The following is a 23,484-nucleotide window of genomic DNA, read 5'->3' as shown; positions in this document are numbered from 1 at the left end:
TCCATCAGCTGCGCTGCCTGCTCGCTCCTCTTGTTGGTCAACGTTGCGTACGGTGGAACGCACTAAATAAAATGACTGATGTAAAGGTTAACGCCGCGCCCCTGCGTCTTATCCAAAGTATTCCTCCAGTAGCACGTGGAAATGGATAAATGGGCGCACATCACTTGATCTTACAGCCGTTCCTGATGTCGTAAATATAAACTTCGCTGATCTCTTTTTTATACCCTGGATAGGGTCTGATAGGCATACCCTTCTCGATATGCATCCCACGGTTATTTAACACCAGCAACTCATCGTTGAGTACGTTAACCCCTTCTATTTCCCCGGAATCGGTAAATTCAGTAAATTTATGTTGCAATACGGCGTTGTCACCTGTCTGGTTCAACGCCTGCTTGATATTCACCCGGTATAAACTGTCAGGTTCTTTTTTATCCGCCTGGCCATCATCCGTCGTAATAAAAAGATTACCCTTGTCGTAGCTAATGCCCTGGATAAAGGAAAGGGTCGGAGATAATTTAATACGTTGAATAAATCGTCCATCACTGATTGCGTACTGATAAACATAATGGCTACTTTCATCATCCCCCCATGCGGTTGTCCAGAATGATTGGTTATCATTATCAACCGTGATGGCAGAGATTTCTTTTTGCCCTGATGTGGTATCTAACGGGATATTTTTTATAAACTTCAGGGTATTGGCGTCATAAATGGATATATTTAAATTACGCGCCTCGCCATCCTTGAAGAATTCAGCCCCCAGATACAAAAGACCATTATTTGAAGACAGATCGCCGAAATGATTAAGCAACTCACTTTGCTGATCGAAAGGGGTGTTATTGGCTAATAACATCTTTCCATTTTTATCATATTTTTCTATTGACGTTGTTCCTGACACAAAATAGTGCTCACCATCAGTGGTGATGCCTTGTCGTCCGATGACCTGAAAACTTTTTTTCAATATATAGTTATTATGTGAATGACTGCAGTCAGTGTCGGCAGATTTGGCGACACCGGCAGCAAGCCCCAAGAAAAGTACGGACCAGCGAAGTATTTTCATTTTTATCAGCCTTTGTTATCAGCGCGTGCGGTTACGGGTTATAAATAATACGTTAGCATCGGGATGTTGAACATACTGATGGTCAGGTTCCCTCCTGACCATTAATCTTATCTTATTTTAACGTCAATAGGCGTGAGCAACTTCCAGTTGACTTAATCCGTTAACCTCCACTTGCGTTGGCTGCGCAAGTTCTGTAGGGTTAGTCCCCTCGTCAGTGGCAAGCAGTGAATCAATATCCAGCGAGTTGCCTTCTAGCATGATTTTATTTGCAACCTGGCCATTGGAATCCACGCCGTTCTGAACGACGATATCGCCTCCATCATTAAATTGAATGACTAAATTCCCTTGTTGCTCAAGGAAAGATAACTCATTAGCCTCATACCCTTCAATGTTGATTGCTCCACCACCGACGACCAGGTTGTTACCCTGGGTGTTGTGATCGTAGATGATCGTATCATCACCGCTGAAATGAATGACATTATTGCCGGCGCCGCCGTAAATCGTATTTCCTGAACCGACAGAGTAGATGAAGTCGTCACCGCTGCCGCCGTTGATATAACTGTTATTCCCGCGATTAACAATGAGGTCATCACCACCATCGGCATATATTTTGTTATTATTCCCGCCAATGCTGATCGTATCATTACCCTGCATGGCGTATACCGTTGTCTTATCCTTTACGCTGATAGCATCATCACCTTTTTTTCCATATTCCACAGTCTCCATACCATTATATTTCTCTATCGCTGTCCTCGCTGCTTGCGTGTCATCAACATAAATTGCATCCGCGCCTCTATCTAGCAGGTTGTTATAATACGACTCTCTGACTCCATCATGGGCTGTCCAGGTATGGATTTCTTTACCTTGTTTATCGAGGATCTCTCCGAGTGGTTTTACCCTTGATATATTTGAAGGAAAGGCATAACCATCTATAATATCTCGATCTGCGGTGTTAATGACATTGGCATAGGCCTTCTCTACGGATTTGAATATATCAAGGAACCCGCTCCAAAGTACACTCCCCACAGGAACGATTTTTATCAACTGAACATCCGACAGTCCGGGGGTTTCTAGGTATTTAGCATTGATCTCATCGTTAATATACTTTAAAGTGTCCGCATTAAAACTATTGATATAAAGCTTATCCGGGGAAGTGAATTCTTTCTCAACCAAGATAGCAATGGCCGCACTCGCCGCCTGTTGTGTCAACTCTTGCGTAGCGCCTTTTTTGATCTCAATGGTGAGACCAACTTCCCGCCCCGTCTCAATGCTTCTCTCTTTGACCATATCAACAACGTCTGAAAACTTTGCCACCTCAGGGTATTTTTTAATCACCTCCTCATAGGTCAGTTTTGAAAAATTATGGTCATCATGACTGGTAATCACGACGCCGTCTTTTGTAATAAATAGGTCCGTCTCCACATAGTCGGCACCAAAATCTATGGCGGCGCTATATGATTCAAGAGAATGCTCTGTGACCTTTTCTCCGTCACTATTCCTGACGGTGCCTCTGTGCGCTAATAATTTGGTCATCGTTAACCTATCCTTATACAGATTTATCAAGATTGTAATTTGGTTATTTCACTAAGTTAGTGATTTCGTAATTTCATAAATCAAGCAGAAAAGCGTTGTCGGATGCGACAACCTTTTAGCGCCATCATAATTTATCATGGTGCTAAAATACGGGTTATGCCAAATGCCAACATCAATACTTATCGATTAAGAACTAACGTCACGTTGAAATCAGCCTGCTGATAAGGATGTGATTTTCTCCTTCTCCGCGCTATGAATATAATTACAGTGGCAGGTCGCAGACGCCTGAAATATGTCTGGGCAGAAATGAAGAATAACCAACCACGGCGCAGAGGCCCGCGATGTTGCGCGACGCTGTTGTCCGCGGGGGCAAGCAGGCAAATTCCTTGGTGGAATCAGGTGTGAAAACACTCAGCATGGGCGCTTTTGACATGGTCTTCTCCTTTAACATCTATTTAATTGATTTTTATTAATAATATCCCAACCTTTCTTCTAAGTTTTCACCGGGTCCGCACTGGTTATGTTGCTTTATTTTCGTTTGATTATTATCTATACGCACAAATTAATCACATGTCGTTAACAAATGTGCGTTACCGTGATCGATATCGCAAACTTGTCGGTTTTTTACTTTTATTTGTGTTCGTTATTGTTTCTTTTCGCGCATTAATGATGGGCGGCAACATACCCGCAGGGCACTAACCTGAGATGACGCCGATGAAGGGTTAAATGTTATTTCGGCGAGGGGAGAACATGGATGACGGGCATTGTCGCTTTCGGCATGCCCCATGTACTTACTCTGAGCGTGGCTGATATAACCTGTTACGCCTTCCACCTTATCGGCCGCGCCCGTCAAAATCGCCCGCCCCAGTCAGGCGTTACGCACCAGCGTCGGATAGAGACCAAAATGCCGTTAGCTCATCTGCGAGGCGGCCGGGCGCCTCTTCCGGCAGATAGTGTCCGGCGCCGGCAATCACCCCGCCGCTGACGCGGTGCGCCAGCCCCGCCATCGCTTTAACGATGCCGTCGCCCACGCCGCGTTCGGCGCCAAGCGCTAGCACCGGCAGTTGCAGACGCGTCTCAGCCCGGCGCTGGTTAGCGGCCACGCCCGCCGGGGAAAAGGCCGCCTGATAGTAGGCCGAAGCGGCGGCCAACGCGCCGGGCGCCGCCAGCTGACGGGCGTACACGGCAATATCCTCCGGCGCAATCGTCCAGCCGCGCAGCGTTTTGGCGCGGAACAGCCAGGTCAGAAAGGCGCTTTCTTTGCCGCTAATCAATATCTCCGGCAGATCGTCCAGGCGGTTAAAGGCAAAGTGCCAGCTGCGCAGGTTGGCCTCGGCGGCATCCAGATCGCTGCGCGGCGTCGACAGGCCGGGAATCAGCGCATCCATCACCGTCAGGCTGCGGAAATCCTGCGGCCAGTCGCTGGCGCAGGCGTAGGCGATCCAGCTGCCGACGTCGTGCCCGACCAGATCAATCGGGCCGTCCGTCAGCAGGCCGCTGGCGACGGCGAACTCATGCACTTCCGCCGCAACGGTTTGCTGATCGTAGTCGCCGCGCGGCGCATCGCTCTCGCCCATGCCGCGCGGATCTAACGCGATGACCCGGCGTCCCGCCGCCGCCAGCTGCACCATCAGGTAGCGCCAGGCATACCAGCTCTGCGGCCAGCCGGGGATCAGCAGCACCGGCTCGCCCTCGCCGCCGGCGACGTAGTGCAGATTAACGCCGCGCACCGTACAGACGCCGTGGTGAAACCTGGCCCAAAAATCGGTGCGGGTAAAAAACTCTGCGCCGACGTGCGCCGGCATGTCGTGATGGTCAGACATCGTATTCTCCTTTAAATGGAAACATTCATTTCCTATTTGAGTAAAAAATTTTAATCGAGCAGGCACATCGCTTTATGAATGATGCGCGTCATAGATTCTTCGCTGGCGCCGGTCTTACCCAGCACGCGCATGCCGCGCGTCAGCGCGATCAGCAACGTGGCGGTGACGGCCGGCTCGCACGACGCGGCGACGCTGCCGTCTTGCTGTCCCTCTTCCAACAGGCGGCTTAGCTGGCTTTCCCAGCGCTGCTGTTGGGCGGCCAGCCGCCGGGCGATCTCATCATCGTAGGCGGACAGCTCAACGGCGGTGCCGACGATCAGGCAGCCCTGACGCCCTTCAGAGCCGCTGCTGAGTTTGGCGTAGGCGGCCAGAAAGGCGTACACCTTCTCCCGTCCGCTGCCGGCGGCGGCGGTGGCAGCCCGCACGCTCTCAATGCGCTGTGCGATATAGTAATCCAACGTGGCGAGGAACAGCCCACGCTTATCGCCCCAGGCTTTATAGATGCTGCCCGAGGTGAGATTGAGCGCCCTGTTCAGATCGGCGATGGAGGTGCCGTGGTAGCCATACACGCTGAACTGTCGCACCGCCTGCTGCAGTGCACGTTCAGTATCAAATTCGCGCGGTCGGCCACGTTGGCTTGGGGAGATATTATTCATGCCGCCAATATAGGAAACGATCATATTCTTTGTCAACCGAAGGTTTTCCCGGCGGCGGTATCGCTATCCACGGCGGTGCGGTTACTCCAGCAGGTAAACCCGCGCCTCGTAAGGGCGCAGCGTATGTGACGCCGTCACATCAAGGTAATTGCCCAGCTGCAGCACCGCCCCGTCCAGCGGCAGTGCATCGGCGGCGAATGCGGCGGCGCGCGCGCTCAGGTTGCAGAGGATCAGCATCTGCCGCGCCTCTGCCTGACGGGCGTAGGCGTAGATCTGCGGATGCTCAGGCAGCAGCAGCTGATAACGGCCGTACACCAACAGCTGGCGATACTGCCTGCGCAGAGCGATCAGCGCCCGGTAAAACTGGAAGACCGAGCCGGGTTGCCGACGCTGCGCCGCCACGTTGATCTGCCGGTAGTTCGGGTTGAGCGGCAGCCAGGGTGTGCCATGGCTAAAGCCGCCGTTCTCGCCGCTGTCCCATTGCATCGGCGTGCGCGCATTATCGCGCGCGCTGCGGCGCAGCAGGGCCATCGCATCTTCTTCAGTTCTGCCCTGTCGGCGCAGTTCGGCATAACGGTTTTTCGCCGCCACGTCGTTAAAATCGCCGACGTGGTTAAATGGCGCGTTGGTCATGCCGATCTCCTGCCCCTGATAGATATAGGGCGTGCCCTGCATCAGAAAGTACATCGCCGCAATCGCCGTGGCGCTTTCACGCCAGTAGCGCCGGTCGTCGCCCCATTTGGACACTACGCGCGGAATATCGTGGTTTTCCACGTACAGCGCATTCCAGCCCTTGCCGTCCAGCAGGGTCTGCCAGCGGGTAAAAATAGCTTTAAGCCCGGCCAGATCGAGACCGGCGTCCGGCTGCTGCTCCCAGAGTCTGACGTGTTCGAACTGAAAGATCATGTTCAGCCGCTGCCGCTGCTCGCCCACCCAGTCTTCACCCTGCTCGGCCGAGGCGCCGTTCATCTCGCCCACCGTCATAATGTCGTAATGATGGAAGGTCTGGCGGCACATCTCATCCACATAATCCAGCAGGCCGGGATAGTTCAAATGGCTGGCGAACGACGGCACATAGGGCAGCCCGTGCGGATTAGGCAGATCCGCCAGCGTCGGCTCTTTTTTCATATGGCAGATGGCGTCGATGCGAAAACCGTCGATGCCCTTATCCAACCACCAACGCATCATGTCATACACCGCCTGGCGCAGCTGCGGGTTCTCCCAGTTCAGATCGGGCTGGCGGGCGGAGAACAGATGCAGAAAATATTGCCCGCTCTGCGCATCGTAGCGCCAGGCGGAGCCGTTAAAGATGCTCTCCCAGTTATTCGGCTCTTTGCCGTCGCGGCCATCGCGCCAGATGTACCAGTCGCGTTTCGGGCCGTTTTTTGATGACCGGGATTCAAGAAACCACGGATGTTCGTCGGAGGTGTGGTTAACCACCAGATCCAGAATCAGCCGCATACCGCGCGCGTGAACCTGCGCCAGCAGCGCGTCAAAGTCGGCCATGGTGCCAAACTCCGCCATAATTTGCTGATAGTCGCTGATATCGTAGCCGTTATCGTCGTTGGGTGAGCGATACATCGGGCACAGCCAGATCACGTCAATCCCCAGTTCCTGCAGATAGTCCAGTTTGTCGCGCACGCCGTTCAGGTCGCCGATGCCGTCGCCGTTGCTGTCCATAAAGCTGCGCGGATAAATCTGGTACACCACCGCCTCTTTCCACCACCGTTGTTTCATGCCTGCTCCTTCGGTTAGTGCGCCTGCTCGGAGGGAAGCTGGCGCGGGAACGCCCGGCCGTAATGATCAAACAGATAGCAGCACTCCACCGGCAGCCGCACGCCGACGGTCTCGCCCGCCGTAATCGGCGATCGCTGCGGATTACGCAGCACCCAGGGTTCGCCGGCGTTGCCGTTGTCCAGGTAGAGGTAGGTCTCGTTGCCCATATGTTCGACAAACATCACCTCCCCCTGATATTCGCACTCCTCCAGCCGGCCGCCCTGAATATGCTCCGGGCGGATGCCGAGGTTGACGCTTTGCCCTTCCGCCGCCTGCGGCGTCGCCACCGGCAGCACCAGTTGCTTGCCATTATCCAGCTCCACCACGCTCTGCCGCTCGCCGGCGCGCTTGAGCATCGCCGGGATCAGGTTCATTTTCGGCGAGCCGATAAACTGGGCGACAAACTCGTTGGCGGGATGGTCATACAGCTCCAGCGGCGTGCCGACCTGTTCGATATGCCCTTTGTTCAGCACCACGATGCGGTCGGCCAGCGTCATCGCCTCCACCTGATCGTGGGTGACATAAATAATGGTGGCCTGCAGGCGCTTATGCAACGCGGCCACCTCCATCCGCATCTGGACGCGCAGCGAGGCGTCCAGGTTGGACAGCGGCTCGTCAAACAGAAACAGTTTGGGTTCGCGCACGATGGCGCGGCCGATCGCTACCCGCTGACGCTGGCCGCCGGACAGGTCTTTGGGCTTGCGATCGAGCAGGTGATCCAGCTGCAGCACGCGCGCGCTGTCGCGCACCCGACGGTCAATTTCGCTTTTGCCAACCTTCGCCAACTCCAGCGCAAAGGCCATATTCTGATACACCGTCATATGCGGATAGAGCGCGTAAGACTGGAAAACCATGCCGATGCCGCGTTCCGCCGGCGAGTCGTCGTTAACGTAGTTACCGTCGATATACATGCCGCCGCCGCTGATCGCTTCCAGCCCGGCAATCATCCGCAGCAGGGTCGATTTGCCGCAGCCGGACGGGCCGACGATCACCACGAATTCGCCGCTGTTGATCTGCAGATCCAGCGATTTAATCACCTCGGCGTGGCCGCCGTAGCGTTTTTGCAGTTTTTCCAGCGTAAGTTGCGCCATAAGGGTCTCCTGTTCGCGACGTCGATGGCGGCGGAGCGACGCGCGCCCCGCCGCAGCGGTTTATTTCAGATAGTCCAGCCACGGGCTCTGGCGGGCGATCATCAGATCCACCAGCTCCGGAATGGCGCGGCACTTGTCGTTCACCGAGTCCACCAGCAGCGCCTGGATCACCAGATCGCGCGAGCCGTTGATCACCGCCTCGGCGGTCAGGTCGTGCACCGCAATCTGGTTGCTGAGCAGCCCGCCGATGCCGGCCGGCATCTCCACCTTGATGCCGTGAATGCCCTTCTTATCGACAATCGCCGGCACTTCCACCGCGATAAACTCCGGCAGCTGTTTGATAAAGCCGCGGTTGGGAATATTCACCGCCGCCTCTTCATAGCCGGCGTCGGTCAGCATGCCTTCCATAATCGGCACCACGCGCTCTTTCAGCTTCAGCTCGATGCGCGGCTCAACGTGGCCGAGGTAGTTGCGGTAGAAGGTGTAGAAATCGAGAATGCCGCGGTGGTCGCTCACCTCGTAGGCCCAGCGGATATACTCGCCGAAGTGGCTGTCGCCGGTGATCGGCAGGTGGTGGAACTTCTCCAGCACCTCTTTGAACAGCGTGCGGTCCGCCCACGGATAGAGGCTGTCTTTGCCGCCGAGCGCGTCGCGTTCGGTGCTGCCCTCCGTCTCCACCAGTTTGCCGTGCTGGCGGGTGTAGGCGAGAATATCGCTGTAGCCCGGCAGACGCTCGAAATAGCCCGGCGCCTTGACGCGCACGTCCGGATAGGCGTCGCGGCCGCTGTCTTTATAGCTGGCCTCCAGCAGGACGCTGAAGTGGTTCAGACCGGCGGCGCGCAGCTGCAGGTTGCTGAACGGCGTGCCGAGCATTTCCGGCAGATAACGCTCCAACGAGGCGATTTCGTGGCACATGCCGACAAAGTTCAGCTCGGGGAACTTGCGCTGCACCGTGGTGCAGATACGGCTCATCGGGTTGGAGTAGTTGAACACCCAGGCGTCCGGGCAGATATCGGCGACATCGGCGCAGATAGCCAGAATCGGCGGGATGATGCGCAGCGAGTGGAACAGCCCGCCCGGGCCGCCGTTTTCGCCGTAAACCTGCTGGATGCCGTACTGCTGCGGGATCTGCCAGTCCTGATCCCACAGGGCAAAGCGGTCGCCGACCTCGATGGAGATAATCACGAACTCGGCGCCCTGCAGCGCGGTTTTACGGTCAGTGGTGGCGCTGATGCTGAACGGCAGATCCTGCGCCGCCAGGAAGTCGCGCGCGGTTTTTTCCGTTACCGCCAGTGAGGTGGGGTTAATGTCGTGCAGCACAATCTCACTGCCGTACAGCGTCTTGCTCTGGAAGATATCCCCCAGGGTGCCGAAGCCGAACTGTGCGCTGCCCGCGCCCACCAATACGATTTTTGTCGCCATTGCGTTTTCCTCTCAGGGTTAGTCGAAATATCAGCCTTTTACGGCACCGTTAGTTAAGCCGCTGACGATGCGGCGCTGGAAAATCAGCACCAGTACCACAATCGGCAGTGTGACAATCACCGAGGCGGCCATAATCGCCCCCCACGGCAGTTCAAATTGCGAAGCGCCTTGCAGCATGCCGATGGCCACCGGCACGGTGCGTTTGCCGCTGGAGATGACAAACGTCAGCGCGAACATAAATTCATTCCAGGCGCCGATAAACGCCAGCAGCCCGGTGGTCACCAGCGACGGCCCCATAATCGGCGCAAAGATGCGGCTGATGATGGTCCAGGTGCTGGCGCCGTCGACGATGGCCGCCTCTTCCAGCTCCTGCGGGATGGACTTCATAAAGGTGGTCAGCACCCAAACGGTGAACGGCAGCGAAAAGGTGGCGTAAGACAGCACCAGCGCCCCCAGCGAGTCATACAAACCGAGAAAACGCACCAGCTCGAACATGCCGGACAGCACCGCCACCTGCGGGAACATCGACACGCACAAAATGGTGAACAGCAGGTATTTGCGGCCGCGGAAGGAGATGCGCGCCAGCGCGAACGCCGCGGTGATCGACACCAGCAGGCACAGCCCCACCGTTACGCCGGCCACCAGAATCGAATTCAGCAGGCTGCGGGCGATGCCGTTTTCCATCAGCGCGGTAATATAGTTGCCCCAGTGCCAGGCATCCGGCAGATAGGCGACGCGGAACAGATCCTGCCCGCCGCGCAGCGAGGTAATCAGCGCGTAATAGAACGGAAACAGGCAGATCACGCTGGCCAGCGCCGCGCCGGCGTAGATCATCGCGCGGTGGCCGAACTGCCGTTGTTGACGCGTCAGTTTCATGCGCGTTTCTCCTTATCGTTCAGGCGGGACAGCGTCAGGAAGCAGGCGGCAATGCCGGCCACCATCATAAAGACCAGCACCGAGGCGGCCGAGCCGCTCCCCATCTCCTGGTAGCTGACCATCTGGTCGCGGGCATAGCCGGAGACCGACACCGTGGCTTCGCTGTTGGAGGTCAGCACGTAGATCAGGTCGAACACCCTCAGGGCGTCCATCACCCGGAAAATCAGCGCCACGATCATCGCCGGCATAATCAGCGGCAGCGTAATGCGGCGGAAGCGCTGCCAGGCGTTGGCGCCGTCCACCCGCGCCGCCTCGTACAGATCGCCGGGAATCAGCTGCAGCGCCGCCAGCAGCATCAGCGCCATAAACGGCGTGGTTTTCCACACGTCGGCGATCACCACCGCCCACATCGACAGCCCCGGCTCGGCCACCCAGGCCAGCGGCGTATCAATCAGGCCGATTTTCAGCAGCAGATCGTTCACCACGCCGTACTGGTCATGGAACATCCAGCCCCACATCTTGGCGGAGACGATGGTCGGGATGGCCCACGGCACCAGAATGGCGGTGCGTACCAGCCCTTGGCCGCGGAACTTCTGGTTCATCAGCAGCGCCAGCAGCATGCCGAACAGCAGCTCCAGCGAGACCGACAGCAGACTGAAGCGCAGGGTATTGCCCACCGCCTGCCACCACAGCGGGTCGGCCAGCACGCCGTAGCTGCGTTCCTCGGCCAGGTCGAGATAGTTGGCAAAGCCGACAAAGCGCCACTCGTCCGGCGTATCCAGCATGGCGTCGGTAAAGCTGTAAAACAGCGTGCGCAGCAGCGGCCAGCCGGCGATCGCCAGCAACAGCAGCAGCGCCGGCGCAACCAGCAGCCAGGCGATGCGGCTGCGCTTTTGCTGATAGTTCAGTTTGCGGCGCGTTTGCGCGCGCTTCTCCAGCGGCGGATGGGCCACCGTCAAGGACACAGAGTGTGTATCGCGTTTCATGGCATAGGGCTCCTGATGGTTAATCGGCGGCGCTTAGCGCCATCCCCGGGCGCGGATGCGTTCCAGACGCGCCTGCAGCGTCTGCACGGCGCCGGCCCCATCGCTGTCGCGACGCAATACGTTGAACGAGGTGTTGTAAATCGCCTTGGAGACCTGGGCGTATTTGCGCCGCGTCTGGGTCGCCGGCCGCGGCGTAGCCTTGGCCAGAATGCCGCTGAAGGTCGCCAGATACGGCGCCTGCGCCAGCACCTGCGGATCCTGATACAGCGCCTGACGCGACGGCGCCCAGCCCAGCAGCCCCTGCGCTTTTTTCTGCGATTCGGCGTCGCTGACAATCTTCAGCAGCGCCACCGCCGCCTGCGGGTTCTTGGTGTAGCTGCTGATCGCCCACTGCCAGCCGCCCAGGGTGCTGACCGACTGGCCGTCGGCGCCGCCCGGCACCGGCATCACCCCCACCTTGCCGCGTATCGCGCTGCTTTTGTCCTGCGTCAGTACGTAGGCATACAGCCAGTTGCGCATAAATACCGCATCGCCGTTCTGGAACAGCGCGCGCCCTTCTTCCTCCATGTAGCCCAGCACGCCCGGCGGCGCGATGGTGCCGACCCAGCCGGCGGCCATTTCCAGCGCCTGCGCCGCACGCGGGTTATTGACGGTGATATTGCCGTCGGCGTCGATAAAGGTGCCGCCGCCCTGCGAGGCCACCCACTCCAGCGCGTTGCAGGTCAGCCCTTCATAGGATTTGCCCTGGAACACCAGCCCCCACAGCCCTTTATGCCCGTTGGCGCGCTCCGCTTGTTGAATACGCGCGGCAATGCGCGTCAGCTCAGCCCAGGTTTTAGGCGGCTGTTCGCCGTATTTCTCCAGCAGGTCCTTGCGGTAGTAGAGCGCGCCGGTATCCATATAGGCGGGGATCGCCTTGACGCGGCCGTTCACCATGTCGTTCTGCCAGGCGGCGGGAAAGAAATCCTGCCGCATGTCGCTGACGTATGGCGTCAGATCGAGCAGGTGTTTATTGAGCACGCCGATCCACACCGTATCGGCCTGGAACAGATCGATGGCGTTGGCGTCTCTGGCGGCAAACAACTGCTGAAACAGCGACAGCTTCTCGTCAGAGGCGCGGGGTAAATCGATAAACCTCAGGGTGTGCCCGGTCTGGGCTTCAAAGCGCTGTTTAACGTAGCGGCAGAACTCGCGCCCCTCTTTGCTGGGCGCGCACTCCATCCTCAGCGTATCGGCCTGCGCCAGCGCCGGCAGCAGCGCCAACGAGCAGGCGGTCAGGTTTAACAACAGTTTTCTCATGGCGTCCCCTGTGCGGAATCAGTCGGCATAGGAGCACGCTATCGGCTGGGGGACATTGGCGGAAATTGTTTTTCACACCTACGATATAGAAACTATCTATATCAACAGCGGAAAACATGATCGTGGACAAAATTCTGCGCCAGTTTATCGAAGTCGCCATGTTTAAAAATGTGAGTCATGCAGCAAACAAGCTCTGCCTCAGCCAGCCGACGCTGACGCATAACATGAAGAAACTGGAGGAGAATCTGGGCGTGCAGCTGCTGGAGCGCACCTCCACCGGCGTGACCACCACCCAGTACGGCGAGCTGCTGCTGGAACAGGCGCAGATGATGCAGCGTATCTATGACAATACCCTGCTGAAGATGGCGGCGATCAAGGCGCGTCAGGCGCAGAGCCTGCGTATGGGCAGCGGCCACGCCTGGTGGTATATGTTTGTGCGCGACTGCTTTAATCGCTACCGTGAGCAGCACGCCACGGTCAATATCCATATCGATCTGGGCAACCACCTGCGGCTGATGGATCTGCTGCTGGGCGGCGATATCGATCTGTTTATCGGCCATGAAATCCAGGGGCTGAACCCGAAGGCCGGCATTACCTTTCTGCCGCTGTTCGCCACCTCGGACACGCTGTTTGCCCGCCGCGACCATCCGCTGCAGGGGCGCGCCGTGCGGCCGGACGACCTGTTGGATTATCCCTGCGTAGAGCTGACGCCGGATGAGACCCGCTATCAGCATATGGTGGCGGACATGCAGCAGAAAAAGCTGACGCGCAACCGCCAGCATCTGGCGGAGCGGGTGATCTGGTCCACCAACTCAATGATGTCGGCCATTGATATGGTCAATGATTCTGACGCGGTGATGCTGACCTATCCCCGCTGTATGGCCGGCTACTTCGCCCGCTACGGCATCGCGCCGCTGAACATGGAATCATCCAATATCTGTACCGTGGGGATGTATCTGATGCGGGAAAAGGCGGACGCGCCGCACGTGCAGCAGATGCTGGCGCTGATGCGCCAGCATATTGAACGGCTGGGGCCGCAGCTTCAGTAGTCGCGGCCGGCGGCTTCGCTCATCGCCTGATACAGCGAACGGGCATTGCCCGGGCCGACCACCAGTTGATACTCAACGCCGTTTTCCCCGTCCGGCACCTCCAGCAGGGCCTTGATGCCCTCCAGCCCGGCGATGCCATCACGGTTCAGGCCGCGGTCCTCATTCAGCGAGACGCGGATGCGGCTGGCGCAGTAGCGCAGACGGCGCACGTTTTGCGCGCCGCCGAAGGCCGTCAGCAGTACGTCGGCCAAATTGCAAAGCGTCATAACTCTCCCTCCGAAAGCATGGACATGCCCTTTCAGCATAGAGCGGGCGTCCGGGGAAGGGAAATTGATTTAATCCGCGGGGATATAGATTCTTTCTATGCCCTACGCACCATCAACGGAGAAACGGATCGGCATGCGTCATTCATCCCTGGATTTTTATCCGCACCTACCGGTCACCACGCTGGCGCCGTCATGGATTCAGCAAAACGCCACCACCCGACTGTCGGAAAAGTGGCAAAAAGCGCTGGTTTCGTTTTTTGTCAGAAAACCACACAGCGTCAAGGAGGCGCAGCTGATCGGCAGCGGCTTTCTGCATCTGCTCGGCGGCGTTCAGCCCTGTATCATCACCGCGTCGCACGTGGTCAACGATCTGCGCCAGGGCGATACGCCCTTCTTTTCGATCGACGGTGAGAAATTCCGCTTCCGCAACCTGGAGTTCTACCATAATGCGCAGCAGGACTATGCGGTGATCCCCTTCAGCCAGGAGATGCTGGCCAGCGAACGCGGTTATACGCTGTTTCGCGGCGATGAGCGCGCACTGCTGAATAAGACCTCGTCATTCGTCATTATGGGCTACCCGTCCAACCGCAACCGGCTGCATGTGGATCGCAGTAATGACGGGCTGTACCTGCAAAACCTGACCTTCCACCATTTCAGTTACGATACGGACAGCGAGGACATCTATTTTGCCTTCGACCCGAAAGCCAAAAAAGGCGGCCTGACCTATGAACAGGCCAGCACCCGCACCTCACTCTCTTCACTGGCCGGTATGAGCGGCAGCGTGATCGCCCAGATTATGGAACACCAAATTACCGGGGATTTTACGCTGCGCGCAGTGGGCATCTTTAAAGAGCAGCCGAAAAAACGGCAGGAAAAGGGGAAGTTTCTGGTGGGGTGCACGCTGATCCAATTTGCCGATGAGGTGAACGACCTGATCCGGCTGGGGAAAATCATGCGCGGCGAGGTATAACGCAACGCCGGCCCGGTTGCCGGGCCGGCATGGGGATCAACCGTTCTGTTCCTCGTCATCGGCCGCCAGCTGCTGCTGGCGCTGCCTCATCACCACCACCTCCTGCGGGCTGGAGAGATGCACCTGCTCCTGACGCAGCAGCTTGAGGATGTTGAACAGCAGCTCGCTTTTGGTGGATCCGACCATCCGCGGGCTGGCGACATAGCCGGTGACGCTGAGGATAATGCCGTCCGGGCCAAGCTGGCTGAAGCGCACATAAGGCGCCGGCGACTCCTGAATCGCCTCATATTCCTGGTAGGCGGTCAGCAGCAGGCTGCGCACCTGCTCAGGGTCTATTTCGGTCGGGAACGTCAGGGCAATAGTCACCACCCCCTGCGCATTGCCCATAGTGGCGTTGCGCACGTTCTGCGAAATCAGCTGCGAGTTCGGCACGATCATGGTGGAACGGTCGCTGAGCTGGATTTCAGTGGCGCGTACGTTGATGCGCCGCACGTCCCCTTCCACGCCGCCGATGCCGATCATATCCCCCACTTTCACCGGTCGTTCGGTCAGCAGAATCAGGCCGGAGATAAAGTTCTTCACAATCTCCTGCAGGCCGAAGCCAATACCCACCGACAGCGCGCTGACGATCCAGGCCAGGTTATTCCACTGGATGCCCAGCGCGGCCAGCGTGATCAGAATCAGCAGCACATAGCCGACGTTGGTGAACAGCGTCACCAGCGAGGCACGGATGCCGACGTCGTTGATGGTTTTCGGCAGCAGCTCGTTATTCAGCCAGCGGCTGCTGGCGCGCAGGATATAGCCGCCGATCAGCAGGCAGATCAGCGCGTTGATCAGATTGCCGGGCACAATATGCAGCTTCTTCAGCCCCTCACCGCTGAGAATGGCGACAATTTTTTCCAGCAGTGAGTTCGGCGTGGTGGTGCCGAAGGTGCCGTTGAGCAGCGCCACGATCATCAGCAGCAGCAGTCCGCATTTGAAGGCGGCGGTAAAGACGATGGTCAGCTGTTCCAGATGGCGTTCGCCGAGGCCCAGCGAACGCATCAGCGAACGGCCGCTGGCAGTATGCGGCGAGAAGATGGCGCTCCAGAGGTCAGTGGAAAACTGAATCAGGAAGTAGAACGCCATCAGCACCAACGTGGTCCAGATCACCTGATAAATCAGGAAGCGGGCAAACGAGATATAGCCGATCAGCAGTGCCAGCAGCACCACCAACGACACCAGCAGCGTGGCGATTTGCACCAGCCCGCCGATCATCGAGCGTTTTTCCACGTGTTCACCCTGACGTTCGCTGCGCTGGCGCAGGCGATGGGCACGCAGCGGTATTGCCAGCAGCACCAGCGCCATCAACGCGGCCAGCAGGCCGTTGCCGAATATGGTGCTGCCGAGGCTGGCGCCGATCACGTTGTTAATCAGTTCGACGGTGCCAAATGCCAGCACCAGCGCCGCCAGCAGCGGCGAGAAGTTGCGCAGCCCGGCGGCGATGGCGTCGTCGAGGGCCGCCAGCCGCCAGGAAGGACGACGGTTGGACAAAAATGCCCGCCCCAAACCGGCGATCAGCGCGCAGAAAATCCCCAGGCGGGTAAAGCCGTCGGCAAAGTCCTGCAGCATCGGCGACAGCTCGGCAACGCGCGCAAACGTCTGGTACAGCAGGTTAAGCGCCAGCGCGGTGGTGCACAGCGTAATCAGCGAGGTGCCAAGCGCGCTGAAGCTGCGGCGCAGGCGGCCGTCCGGCAGATAGCGGATGCTGAACCAGGCAAGCATCTGCTCGGAGAAATAGCGCCCCAGCGACCAGATAACGCCGGCCAACAGCAGCAGCCCGGCGGTGCCGTAGCGCCACGGTTCCTGCCAGCTGGCGTTCCAGACGGCGCGCAGCTCGGCGACAAACTCCGTCAGTCGCTGGCTGTCCTGCGGTTGCGGCGCGATTGCCGGCGCCCAGAACGACAGACTGAGCACGCTGCCAGAGTTCAGTGCCAGCTGCGTTTTAAACGCCACGCGGCGTAAGTCGCCGATCTGCTGCATCAGCTCATGGGTGCTGCTACGGATGGCCTGCGAACGCTTCACCGAATCATCCAGCACTTTTTTACTGTTGTTCAGGCTGTTGCGCTGCTGCACCACCGCGGCGGTTTCCGCCAGCGCGCCCGGCGCCGGTGGCGGGCCGAGCACATCAAGCTGCCCTTTCAGCTTGTCCTGCATCGGCTGCAGGTCAGTCAGCAACTGTTCGGCGTTGGCCGCCAGCTGCTGCGTGCGTTCCTGCAGTTTGCTCAGTTGATTATCGGTGGTGGCTTTGGAAACCTGTTGCTTAATATCGTCCAGGTCTTTCTGATAGTTTTTCAGCGCGACGGTAATATCCTGCTGGCTCAGCTCGGCCTGTTCGGCAGGCTGCTCCTCGTCGGCGGCATAGGCGCCGTAAGGCGCCAGCGGCAGCCCGCACAGCACCAGTATCAACAGAACGATCCATAACGGCCTTATCATAAATCTCGATGCTCAACATGATGGATAGACAGACAAAACAGACGGAACAGCCCCGGCTCTCCCGTCTATAACAATAAACCGAGATTATGATAGCTGCTTAATGATAGGCAGAATATCGGAATCCTGCGCGCCGTCACCACGGCTGCGCGTCGGCGGTCAATCCTGCGGTTTAGGGCGTTTTTTTTCGCCGCGCCGGCCGGCAAAACGCCAGATCAGGCCCAGCAGCACCAAGGCGCCGAAGAAGGTCAGCAGCAGGCTGATAAAGAAGGCAGATTCACCGGTGGAGGTGAAGTAGATCTCGTTGATACCGACGGAGATCATCAGAATGGCATACAGCAGAACAAAAATTGAAATAATCATGATAGCGACACACTGTGCAACAGCATCCAGGTTAGGTCGTTACAATCTCCTCCCCGTAATACGCAGCGTGATTGCGGGGAGGAGCGGACTGGGTGGATCGTTAAGATTCATTTAGTTAGTCGTCCCATTTGGTGCTTAGATAGGCTGCCAGCAGTCCAAGAGTGCTGATCACGCCCAGAAAGCCGAGAAATACCGTCATGTTTCCCATTTTCATTTCCTCAGGTTTAAGTGTTTTCGATAATGACCTCACGTCGTCGCATTAAAGGTTTCAACCTCCGTATCGCCAGGAACAGGAATCTGCAGTGGGGTTATTGATGGCAGAAAAACCGCCCCGCTACGCTTTTTATTTCGCGGGGATTATAGGTTGGATTGATTTATGTTGCCGATAAATATGCCGTTTATTTAGGGGATGTTTAATAACCGCCGCTGACGCTGGGTCAGTCGCTGTCTTTCGGTATTTGGTTAAATAAATCCAAGCAAACTCCTGTTTTGCTATAAAAATTGCAAACCGCTAATTAAAAAAATTATTCCGCGGTTTATGTTGTCCATTCGCAGGAACAGCGGTTTTATATCAATCACGATAGAAAACATGGCACTATATGGAAAGTTTATAGTTAATGATGCGGATTATTCACCGCTGACGCTTTATGGTATCGGTACGTTTCTCGCCTTCTCCGGCAACGGGAATTACCGGAACGCGCCGGGGTGCGGAGCCATCCCCGATAACGGCCCAATCCCGGCCGGGAAATACTGGATTGTGGATCGCCCCTCCGGAGGCGTCAGGGAGCCAATAAAGACGTGGTTTAGCGATATGGTAAACCGACGTCTATATAATGTTCCAACAAAGAAAAAGGACTGGTTTGGTTTGTTCAGGGATGATGGGATAATTGACGATCATACATGGATAAACGGGGTTGTGCGGGGGAATTTTAGACTTCATCCAGGTACTGTGTCACGCGGCTGTATCACGTTAAAGCATCATTCGGATTTTGCCACGATTCATACCGCGCTACTGCGGACGGCAGCAATACCGGTTAGAAATACCGGATTACGCGCATACGGTATGATTGAGGTTATTAGCTACGGCACATGCAAAGTGAGTGAGTGATGAATGGATTTTTTTTGATTTCACTAAAAGCATTTATCTTTATTGCAGTTTTGGCAATTGTGACAATGCGGTTTCCTTATTACATCCCAATTAGAAACAACATGTCTCACATAATGACATTAAGTACGGCAAAGGCTATCACTGATGCCATTGGTGGATATCCTGAACCATACGATTTAGTTGCTCTATTTATAGAGATAATTGCAAATATATTATCATCACTTATCGTGTGCAAATTAATATTCATGTTAACTCGGCGTTTAAAAAAACAATTTCTCCGTTAAATTATGGCCGGTTAACACCGGCCGTTTTCCAGCCGATCGCCCGGGAAAACGACGCCCGGGCATGTTCTTACCCACACTGGATTATACCGCTCACCACGCGCCGCTCGGCGCTCTCAGACTAGCGGGTGTTACCTGCCTCATCCTGTCGCTACCGGGGTAAAAGTAATAACAGTAAAATCAACCTATTGAAAAGTTACGTCTATCGCAGCCATAGGTTAATAAAATCACCGGGGTAAACTACGATTAATGAGCACCCGGCGACAAGCGCCGGGTACGGCATGAGCGTCCCATGCTGGGGCGCCCTTATCATTAACGGGTATATGGCGCCCGCAACGGCGCCGAGTCAAACGCCACACGGCTAAGCAAGGTTAATTATGGCACGCACTACCCCTATCGAACGTTACCGCAATATCGGCATCTCGGCACATATCGATGCCGGCAAAACCACCACCACCGAGCGGATTCTGTTTTACACCGGGGTCAGTCACAAGTTGGGCGAAGTTCACGACGGCGCGGCAACGATGGACTGGATGGCACAGGAACAGGAGCGTGGGATCACCATCACTTCGGCGGCGACCACCTGCTTTTGGAACGGTATGGAACATAATTATCCGCAGCACCGCATCAATATTATCGACACCCCCGGGCACGTCGATTTTACCATTGAGGTCGAGCGCTCCATGCGCGTGCTCGACGGCGCGGTAATGGTCTATGACTCGGTGGGCGGCGTGCAGCCGCAGTCGGAAACCGTCTGGCGGCAGGCCAATAAATATCAGGTGCCGCGGCTAGCGTTCGTTAACAAGATGGACCGTGTCGGCGCCAACTTTTTCCGCGTGCGGCAGATGATGATCGACCGCCTGAAGGCCAACCCGGTGCCGATCGTCATTCCGATCGGCGCTGAAGACCACTTCAGCGGCGTGGTGGATCTGATCCGCATGCAGGCCATTTTGTGGGACGACGCGACTCAGGGCATGACCTTCCGCTTTGAGGCGATCCCTGCCGAGCTGCAGGCCGAAGCGGACGAATGGCGGGAAAAAATGGTGGAAGCCGCCGCCGAAGGCTCGGAAGCGCTGATGGAAAAATACCTGGCCGGCGAAGCGCTGAGCGAGGCGGAAATTACCGCCGGCCTGCGCGCGCGCACCATCGCCGGCGAAATCCAGCCGATGCTGTGTGGCTCGGCGTTTCGTAATAAAGGCGTGCAGCGCATGCTGGACGCGGTGATCGAACTGATGCCCTCGCCGCTCGATGTACCGCCGATGGCCGGTCACGACGAGGATGACCATATCGTGGTGCGCCGCGCCGACGATGAAGAAAAATTCTCGGCGCTGGCGTTCAAACTGATGACCGACCCGTTCGTCGGCCAGCTGACGTTTGTGCGCGTCTACTCCGGCGTGCTGGCAAAAGGCAGCAGCGTCTACAACCCGGTGAAAGGCAAGAAAGAGCGCATCGGCCGCATCGTGCAGATGCACGCCAACGACCGTAAGGACGTCGACGAACTGCACGCCGGCGATATCGCCGCCTGCGTCGGCCTGAAGGACGTCACCACCGGCGATACGCTGTGCGACCCCGACGCGATTATCACGCTCGAGCGCATGGTGTTCCCGGAGCCGGTGATCGCCCAGGCGATCGAGCCGAAAACCAAGGCCGACCAGGAGAAAATGGGCATCGCCCTGCAGCGTCTCTCCTCCGAGGATCCGTCGTTCCGGGTACGTACCGATGAGGAGTCCGGCCAGACCATTATCTACGGCATGGGCGAGCTGCATCTGGAGATTATCGTCGACCGCATGCGGCGCGAATTTGGCGTAGACACCAACACTGGCAAGCCGCAGGTGTCGTACCGCGAAACCATCCGCAGCAAAGTGAGCGATGTGGAAGGCAAATTCGTGCGCCAGTCCGGCGGTAAGGGCCAGTACGGTCACGTGGTGCTAACGGTCGAACCGAACGAAGCCGGTAAAGGCTTTGAGTTCTTCGATGAGATCAAAGGCGGCGTGGTGCCGGGGGAATATATCCCGGCGGTGAAAAAAGGCATCCAGGAAGCACTGAACAACGGCATTCTGGCCGGGTTCCCGGTAGTGGATGTCAAGGTGCATCTGACCTTCGGCTCTTACCACGACGTCGACTCCTCGGAACAGGCGTTCCGCATGGCGGCGATCTTCGGCTTCAAAGAGGCCTGCCGTCAGGCGAATCCGGTGATCCTGGAGCCGATTATGAAGGTGGAAATAGAAACGCCGGAAGAGTATGCCGGCAGCGTGATGGGCGATCTGTCATCCCGCCGCGGCCAGCTGCAGGGCATGGAGGATATCGCCGGCGGCGGCGGCAAGGAGATCCACGCCAAGGTGCCGCTGTCCGAGATGTTCGGCTACTCAACCACCCTGCGCTCGATGACCCAGGGGCGCGCCACCTTTACCATGGAGTTCAGCCACTACGCGGAAGCGCCGCGCAGCGTGGCCGATGAGATCATCAGCCAGCGCGCCCGTTAAGTTCTCTCCCGCCTGCCGCCGATAGCGGCGGCAGGCATTACGCCTTGCTGTCCACCGAGACCACCACCGGCTGCGGCCGGATGCGCATGGCGTAAATCACCCCGACCATCAGACAGACGATACCGGCGCTGGTCAGCAGCGGCGGCCAACTCTGGCGCAGCATAAAGGTATAGGCCAGCCCGGCCAGAATTTCGAACACGATCAGCGGCCCGACCAGCACCGTCGGTAAGCGCTGGCTGGCTTCATTCCAGCACAGCGTGCCAATCCACGAGCAGAAAAGCCCGAGCACAACCATCAGCGAAACAAACACCCAGGGCCTGGGGCCAAGCGGCAAAGCGAACTCGGGCTGCGTCAGCGCCAGCTGTCCGCACACCAACAGATAGCCGGCCAGTGACAGCGGCAGCGTCGCCACCCCCATCGCCGTCGCCCAGGTGGCCGGCCGCAGCTGCGGATGCTCGCGCAGCCAGCGCGCATTGCGCAGCGGATACCAGGTCCAGCAGACCACCGCCAGCAGCGCCAGCGTCAGACCGCTGGCGTAACGCCAAAGGTCCACCGGCACCGTACTGCCGCGCAGTTCGGCAACGTTAACCAGCACCAGCCCCAGGGCAATCAGCAGCAGCGCCGGCGTCAACCGACGCCAGGAGAGCCGCCCTTCATGACGGCCGTAACACAGGTTGGCGGTGACCGACATCACCACCGGCAGGGTGCCGATAATCATGGTGGAGATCGGCGCACCGGTGCGCTGAATAGCGCTGGCCAGGCACAGGTAATACAGCAGGTTACCGATGGCGGTAAACTTCAGCGCCTCCAGCCAGTCCTGCCGCCGCAGCTTTTTCAGCCGCTGGCGATCGAGCCAGGCCAGCGGCAGCGCGATCAGGCCGAATGCCAGATAGCGGCCGGTAGACTGCAACGCGGCGGGATAATCCGGCACGATCAGTGGCCCGACGAAAATCAGCCCCCACATCAGCCCGGCAGAGAGCGCAAACATAATCCCTAACAACATGACGACTCCATAAAAAACGCCAGTGCGTGACAACGCTCTGGCAGTGTGCGAAGCGATAATGGGCGCCAATCTAACGCAATCGGGTCCGGTTGGCTTGTAGCAAATTGCTGTTTTAGCGCTTATCTGGTGGGAAATACCTGCTTTTGATAGCCGCTGGGGGTGGTGCCATAACGCGCGGCGAAAGCGTGCGTCAGATGCGACTGATCGCTCAGCCCCACTGCCGTCGCAACCTGTGCCGCCGGCAGCCCCTGCGTCAGCAGCTGTTTGGCGCGATACAGGCGGATCGCCATCAGCATCTGGTGCGGCGTCACGTGGAACTCCGCCTTGAATTTACGCTGAAAGTGAAACGGGCTGAGCATCACCAGCGCGGCCAGCTGCGCCAGCGTTACCGGCTGGGCATAGTTGTCCCACAGATATTCCCGCACCCGCGCAAAACGGTGGGCGGTTTCCGAGGGCGTCGGCCGCGCACCACGCGCATGGGGGCGAAAGATATCGACAATATCCAGCAGCAGGCCGTCCTGCGCCAGCGGATCCTTCGCCTGCCACAGCGCGCCCAGCGTGGCGGCGATGCGCCGCGCAGCCAGCGGATCGTGGCGTACCGCATCGCTGAACCACATGGCTTCTTCACCGCTGATTTGCGCCAGCGTTGCCGGCTCCAGATAAATCATGCGGTAGTGCCAGCCGCCGTCGCTGGCGGATTCGCCGGTATGCAGTTCATCGGGGTTCATCAGCACCAGCGAACCGGGCGCCGCCAGGTGCTGCGCCCCCTGATAGCGAAAGCGCTCCGCGCCCTGCACCACGGTGCCGATGCCGAAGGCGTCATGGGTATGGGGCGCAAAAGCGTAGCGCTCAATATAGGCGTGATAAAGCTCTACGCCGGCATGCTGCGACAGATGGCGAAAGCGGGCATGGTCTTTTTTATCGGGGAATCTGTCGGGTACGCCTTGCACGTCAGAGCATCCTGTTGGCT

General features: G+C 57.7%; 20 protein-coding genes. 4 read left to right on the top strand and 16 right to left on the bottom strand.

Annotation, left to right across the window (positions count from 1 at the left end; all coding sequences use genetic code 11):
- Positions 1–160: 160 nt before the first annotated feature.
- From D781_RS10860 to D781_RS10815, 10 genes are all read right to left on the bottom strand, one after another.
- Positions 161–1,057: a hypothetical protein gene (locus tag D781_RS10860; RefSeq protein WP_041411805.1), complete on the bottom strand. Its 897-nt coding sequence runs from the start codon at positions 1,055–1,057 to the stop codon at positions 161–163.
- 123 nt (positions 1,058–1,180) lie between these two features.
- Positions 1,181–2,590, bottom strand: coding sequence for a glycerophosphodiester phosphodiesterase family protein (locus D781_RS10855; protein ID WP_015672372.1), 1,410 nt, complete (start codon positions 2,588–2,590; stop codon positions 1,181–1,183).
- Between the two features lie 875 nt (positions 2,591–3,465).
- On the bottom strand, positions 3,466–4,413 hold the full coding sequence (locus D781_RS10850; RefSeq protein WP_015672370.1) for an alpha/beta hydrolase: 948 nt from the start codon (positions 4,411–4,413) through the stop codon (positions 3,466–3,468).
- Positions 4,414–4,463: 50 nt separating this feature from the next.
- Positions 4,464–5,105, bottom strand: coding sequence for a TetR/AcrR family transcriptional regulator (locus D781_RS10845; RefSeq protein ID WP_197664881.1), 642 nt, complete (start codon positions 5,103–5,105; stop codon positions 4,464–4,466).
- A gap of 45 nt (positions 5,106–5,150) precedes the next feature.
- Complete coding sequence (locus D781_RS10840; RefSeq protein ID WP_015672368.1) at positions 5,151–6,806, bottom strand: alpha-glucosidase; 1,656 nt, start codon at positions 6,804–6,806, stop codon at positions 5,151–5,153.
- Between the two features lie 14 nt (positions 6,807–6,820).
- Positions 6,821–7,936 carry a sn-glycerol-3-phosphate ABC transporter ATP-binding protein UgpC gene (gene ugpC, locus D781_RS10835; protein ID WP_015672367.1) on the bottom strand — a complete coding sequence of 372 codons (1,116 nt, stop codon included), beginning with the start codon at positions 7,934–7,936 and terminating at the stop codon, positions 6,821–6,823.
- A gap of 60 nt (positions 7,937–7,996) precedes the next feature.
- Positions 7,997–9,358, bottom strand: coding sequence for a family 4 glycosyl hydrolase alpha-galactosidase/6-phospho-beta-glucosidase (locus D781_RS10830; protein ID WP_015672366.1), 1,362 nt, complete (start codon positions 9,356–9,358; stop codon positions 7,997–7,999).
- Between the two features lie 30 nt (positions 9,359–9,388).
- Positions 9,389–10,234: a carbohydrate ABC transporter permease gene (locus D781_RS10825; protein ID WP_015672365.1), complete on the bottom strand. Its 846-nt coding sequence runs from the start codon at positions 10,232–10,234 to the stop codon at positions 9,389–9,391.
- Entirely contained in the window at positions 10,231–11,220 is a 990-nt protein-coding gene (locus tag D781_RS10820; RefSeq protein WP_015672364.1) for a sugar ABC transporter permease, read from the bottom strand. Before D781_RS10820 ends, D781_RS10825 begins: the two co-directional genes overlap by 4 nt.
- A 33-nt stretch (positions 11,221–11,253) precedes the next feature.
- Positions 11,254–12,519, bottom strand: coding sequence for an ABC transporter substrate-binding protein (locus D781_RS10815; RefSeq protein WP_015672363.1), 1,266 nt, complete (start codon positions 12,517–12,519; stop codon positions 11,254–11,256).
- Positions 12,520–12,635: 116 nt separating this feature from the next.
- Between D781_RS10815 and D781_RS10810 the strand changes: the two genes are divergently transcribed.
- Positions 12,636–13,568 carry a LysR family transcriptional regulator gene (locus D781_RS10810; RefSeq protein ID WP_015672362.1) on the top strand — a complete coding sequence of 311 codons (933 nt, stop codon included), beginning with the start codon at positions 12,636–12,638 and terminating at the stop codon, positions 13,566–13,568.
- Here D781_RS10810 and D781_RS10805 read toward each other — a convergent pair.
- Entirely contained in the window at positions 13,562–13,834 is a 273-nt protein-coding gene (locus D781_RS10805; RefSeq protein ID WP_015672361.1) for a PTS transporter subunit EIIB, read from the bottom strand. The genes D781_RS10810 and D781_RS10805 overlap by 7 nt on opposite strands.
- A gap of 133 nt (positions 13,835–13,967) precedes the next feature.
- Here D781_RS10805 and D781_RS10800 point away from each other — a divergent pair, with 133 nt between their 5' ends.
- On the top strand, positions 13,968–14,804 hold the full coding sequence (locus tag D781_RS10800) for a trypsin-like peptidase domain-containing protein (protein WP_015672360.1): 837 nt from the start codon (positions 13,968–13,970) through the stop codon (positions 14,802–14,804).
- Between the two features lie 36 nt (positions 14,805–14,840).
- Here the strand turns inward: D781_RS10800 and D781_RS10795 are convergent, their stop codons facing one another.
- The 3 genes from D781_RS10795 to mgtS all read right to left on the bottom strand — a co-directional run bounded on the left by D781_RS10795 (position 14,841) and on the right by mgtS (position 17,847).
- Positions 14,841–17,279: a DUF3772 domain-containing protein gene (locus D781_RS10795; RefSeq protein ID WP_015672359.1), complete on the bottom strand. Its 2,439-nt coding sequence runs from the start codon at positions 17,277–17,279 to the stop codon at positions 14,841–14,843.
- 156 nt (positions 17,280–17,435) lie between these two features.
- On the bottom strand, positions 17,436–17,639 hold the full coding sequence (locus D781_RS10790) for a hypothetical protein (RefSeq protein ID WP_015672358.1): 204 nt from the start codon (positions 17,637–17,639) through the stop codon (positions 17,436–17,438).
- A gap of 115 nt (positions 17,640–17,754) precedes the next feature.
- Complete coding sequence (mgtS, locus tag D781_RS23795) at positions 17,755–17,847, bottom strand: protein MgtS (RefSeq protein ID WP_015672357.1); 93 nt, start codon at positions 17,845–17,847, stop codon at positions 17,755–17,757.
- A 381-nt stretch (positions 17,848–18,228) separates the two neighbouring features.
- On the opposite strand from mgtS, the gene D781_RS10785 reads away from it, so the two are divergent.
- Both D781_RS10785 and fusA read left to right on the top strand, forming a co-directional pair.
- Positions 18,229–18,747 (top strand): DUF2778 domain-containing protein, encoded by a 519-nt coding sequence (locus D781_RS10785; protein ID WP_041411804.1) that lies wholly within the window; start codon positions 18,229–18,231, stop codon positions 18,745–18,747.
- 658 nt (positions 18,748–19,405) lie between these two features.
- On the top strand, positions 19,406–21,511 hold the full coding sequence (gene fusA, locus D781_RS10780) for an elongation factor G (RefSeq protein WP_015672355.1): 2,106 nt from the start codon (positions 19,406–19,408) through the stop codon (positions 21,509–21,511).
- 37 nt (positions 21,512–21,548) lie between these two features.
- Here fusA and D781_RS10775 read toward each other — a convergent pair whose 3' ends face one another.
- The gene (locus tag D781_RS10775) at positions 21,549–22,514 is read right to left on the bottom strand and encodes a DMT family transporter (protein WP_015672354.1); all 966 of its coding nucleotides are present in this window, start codon (positions 22,512–22,514) and stop codon (positions 21,549–21,551) included.
- 119 nt (positions 22,515–22,633) lie between these two features.
- The gene (locus D781_RS10770) at positions 22,634–23,464 is read right to left on the bottom strand and encodes an AraC family transcriptional regulator (RefSeq protein WP_015672353.1); all 831 of its coding nucleotides are present in this window, start codon (positions 23,462–23,464) and stop codon (positions 22,634–22,636) included.
- Positions 23,465–23,484: the final 20 nt, after the last annotated feature.

It is taken from the genome of Serratia sp. FGI94 (genome assembly GCF_000330865.1).
GTDB lineage: Bacteria > Pseudomonadota > Gammaproteobacteria > Enterobacterales > Enterobacteriaceae > Serratia_B > Serratia_B rubidaea.
The sequence above is the reverse complement of the archived record's forward strand: the minus strand, read 5'-3'. Positions and strand labels throughout refer to the sequence as shown.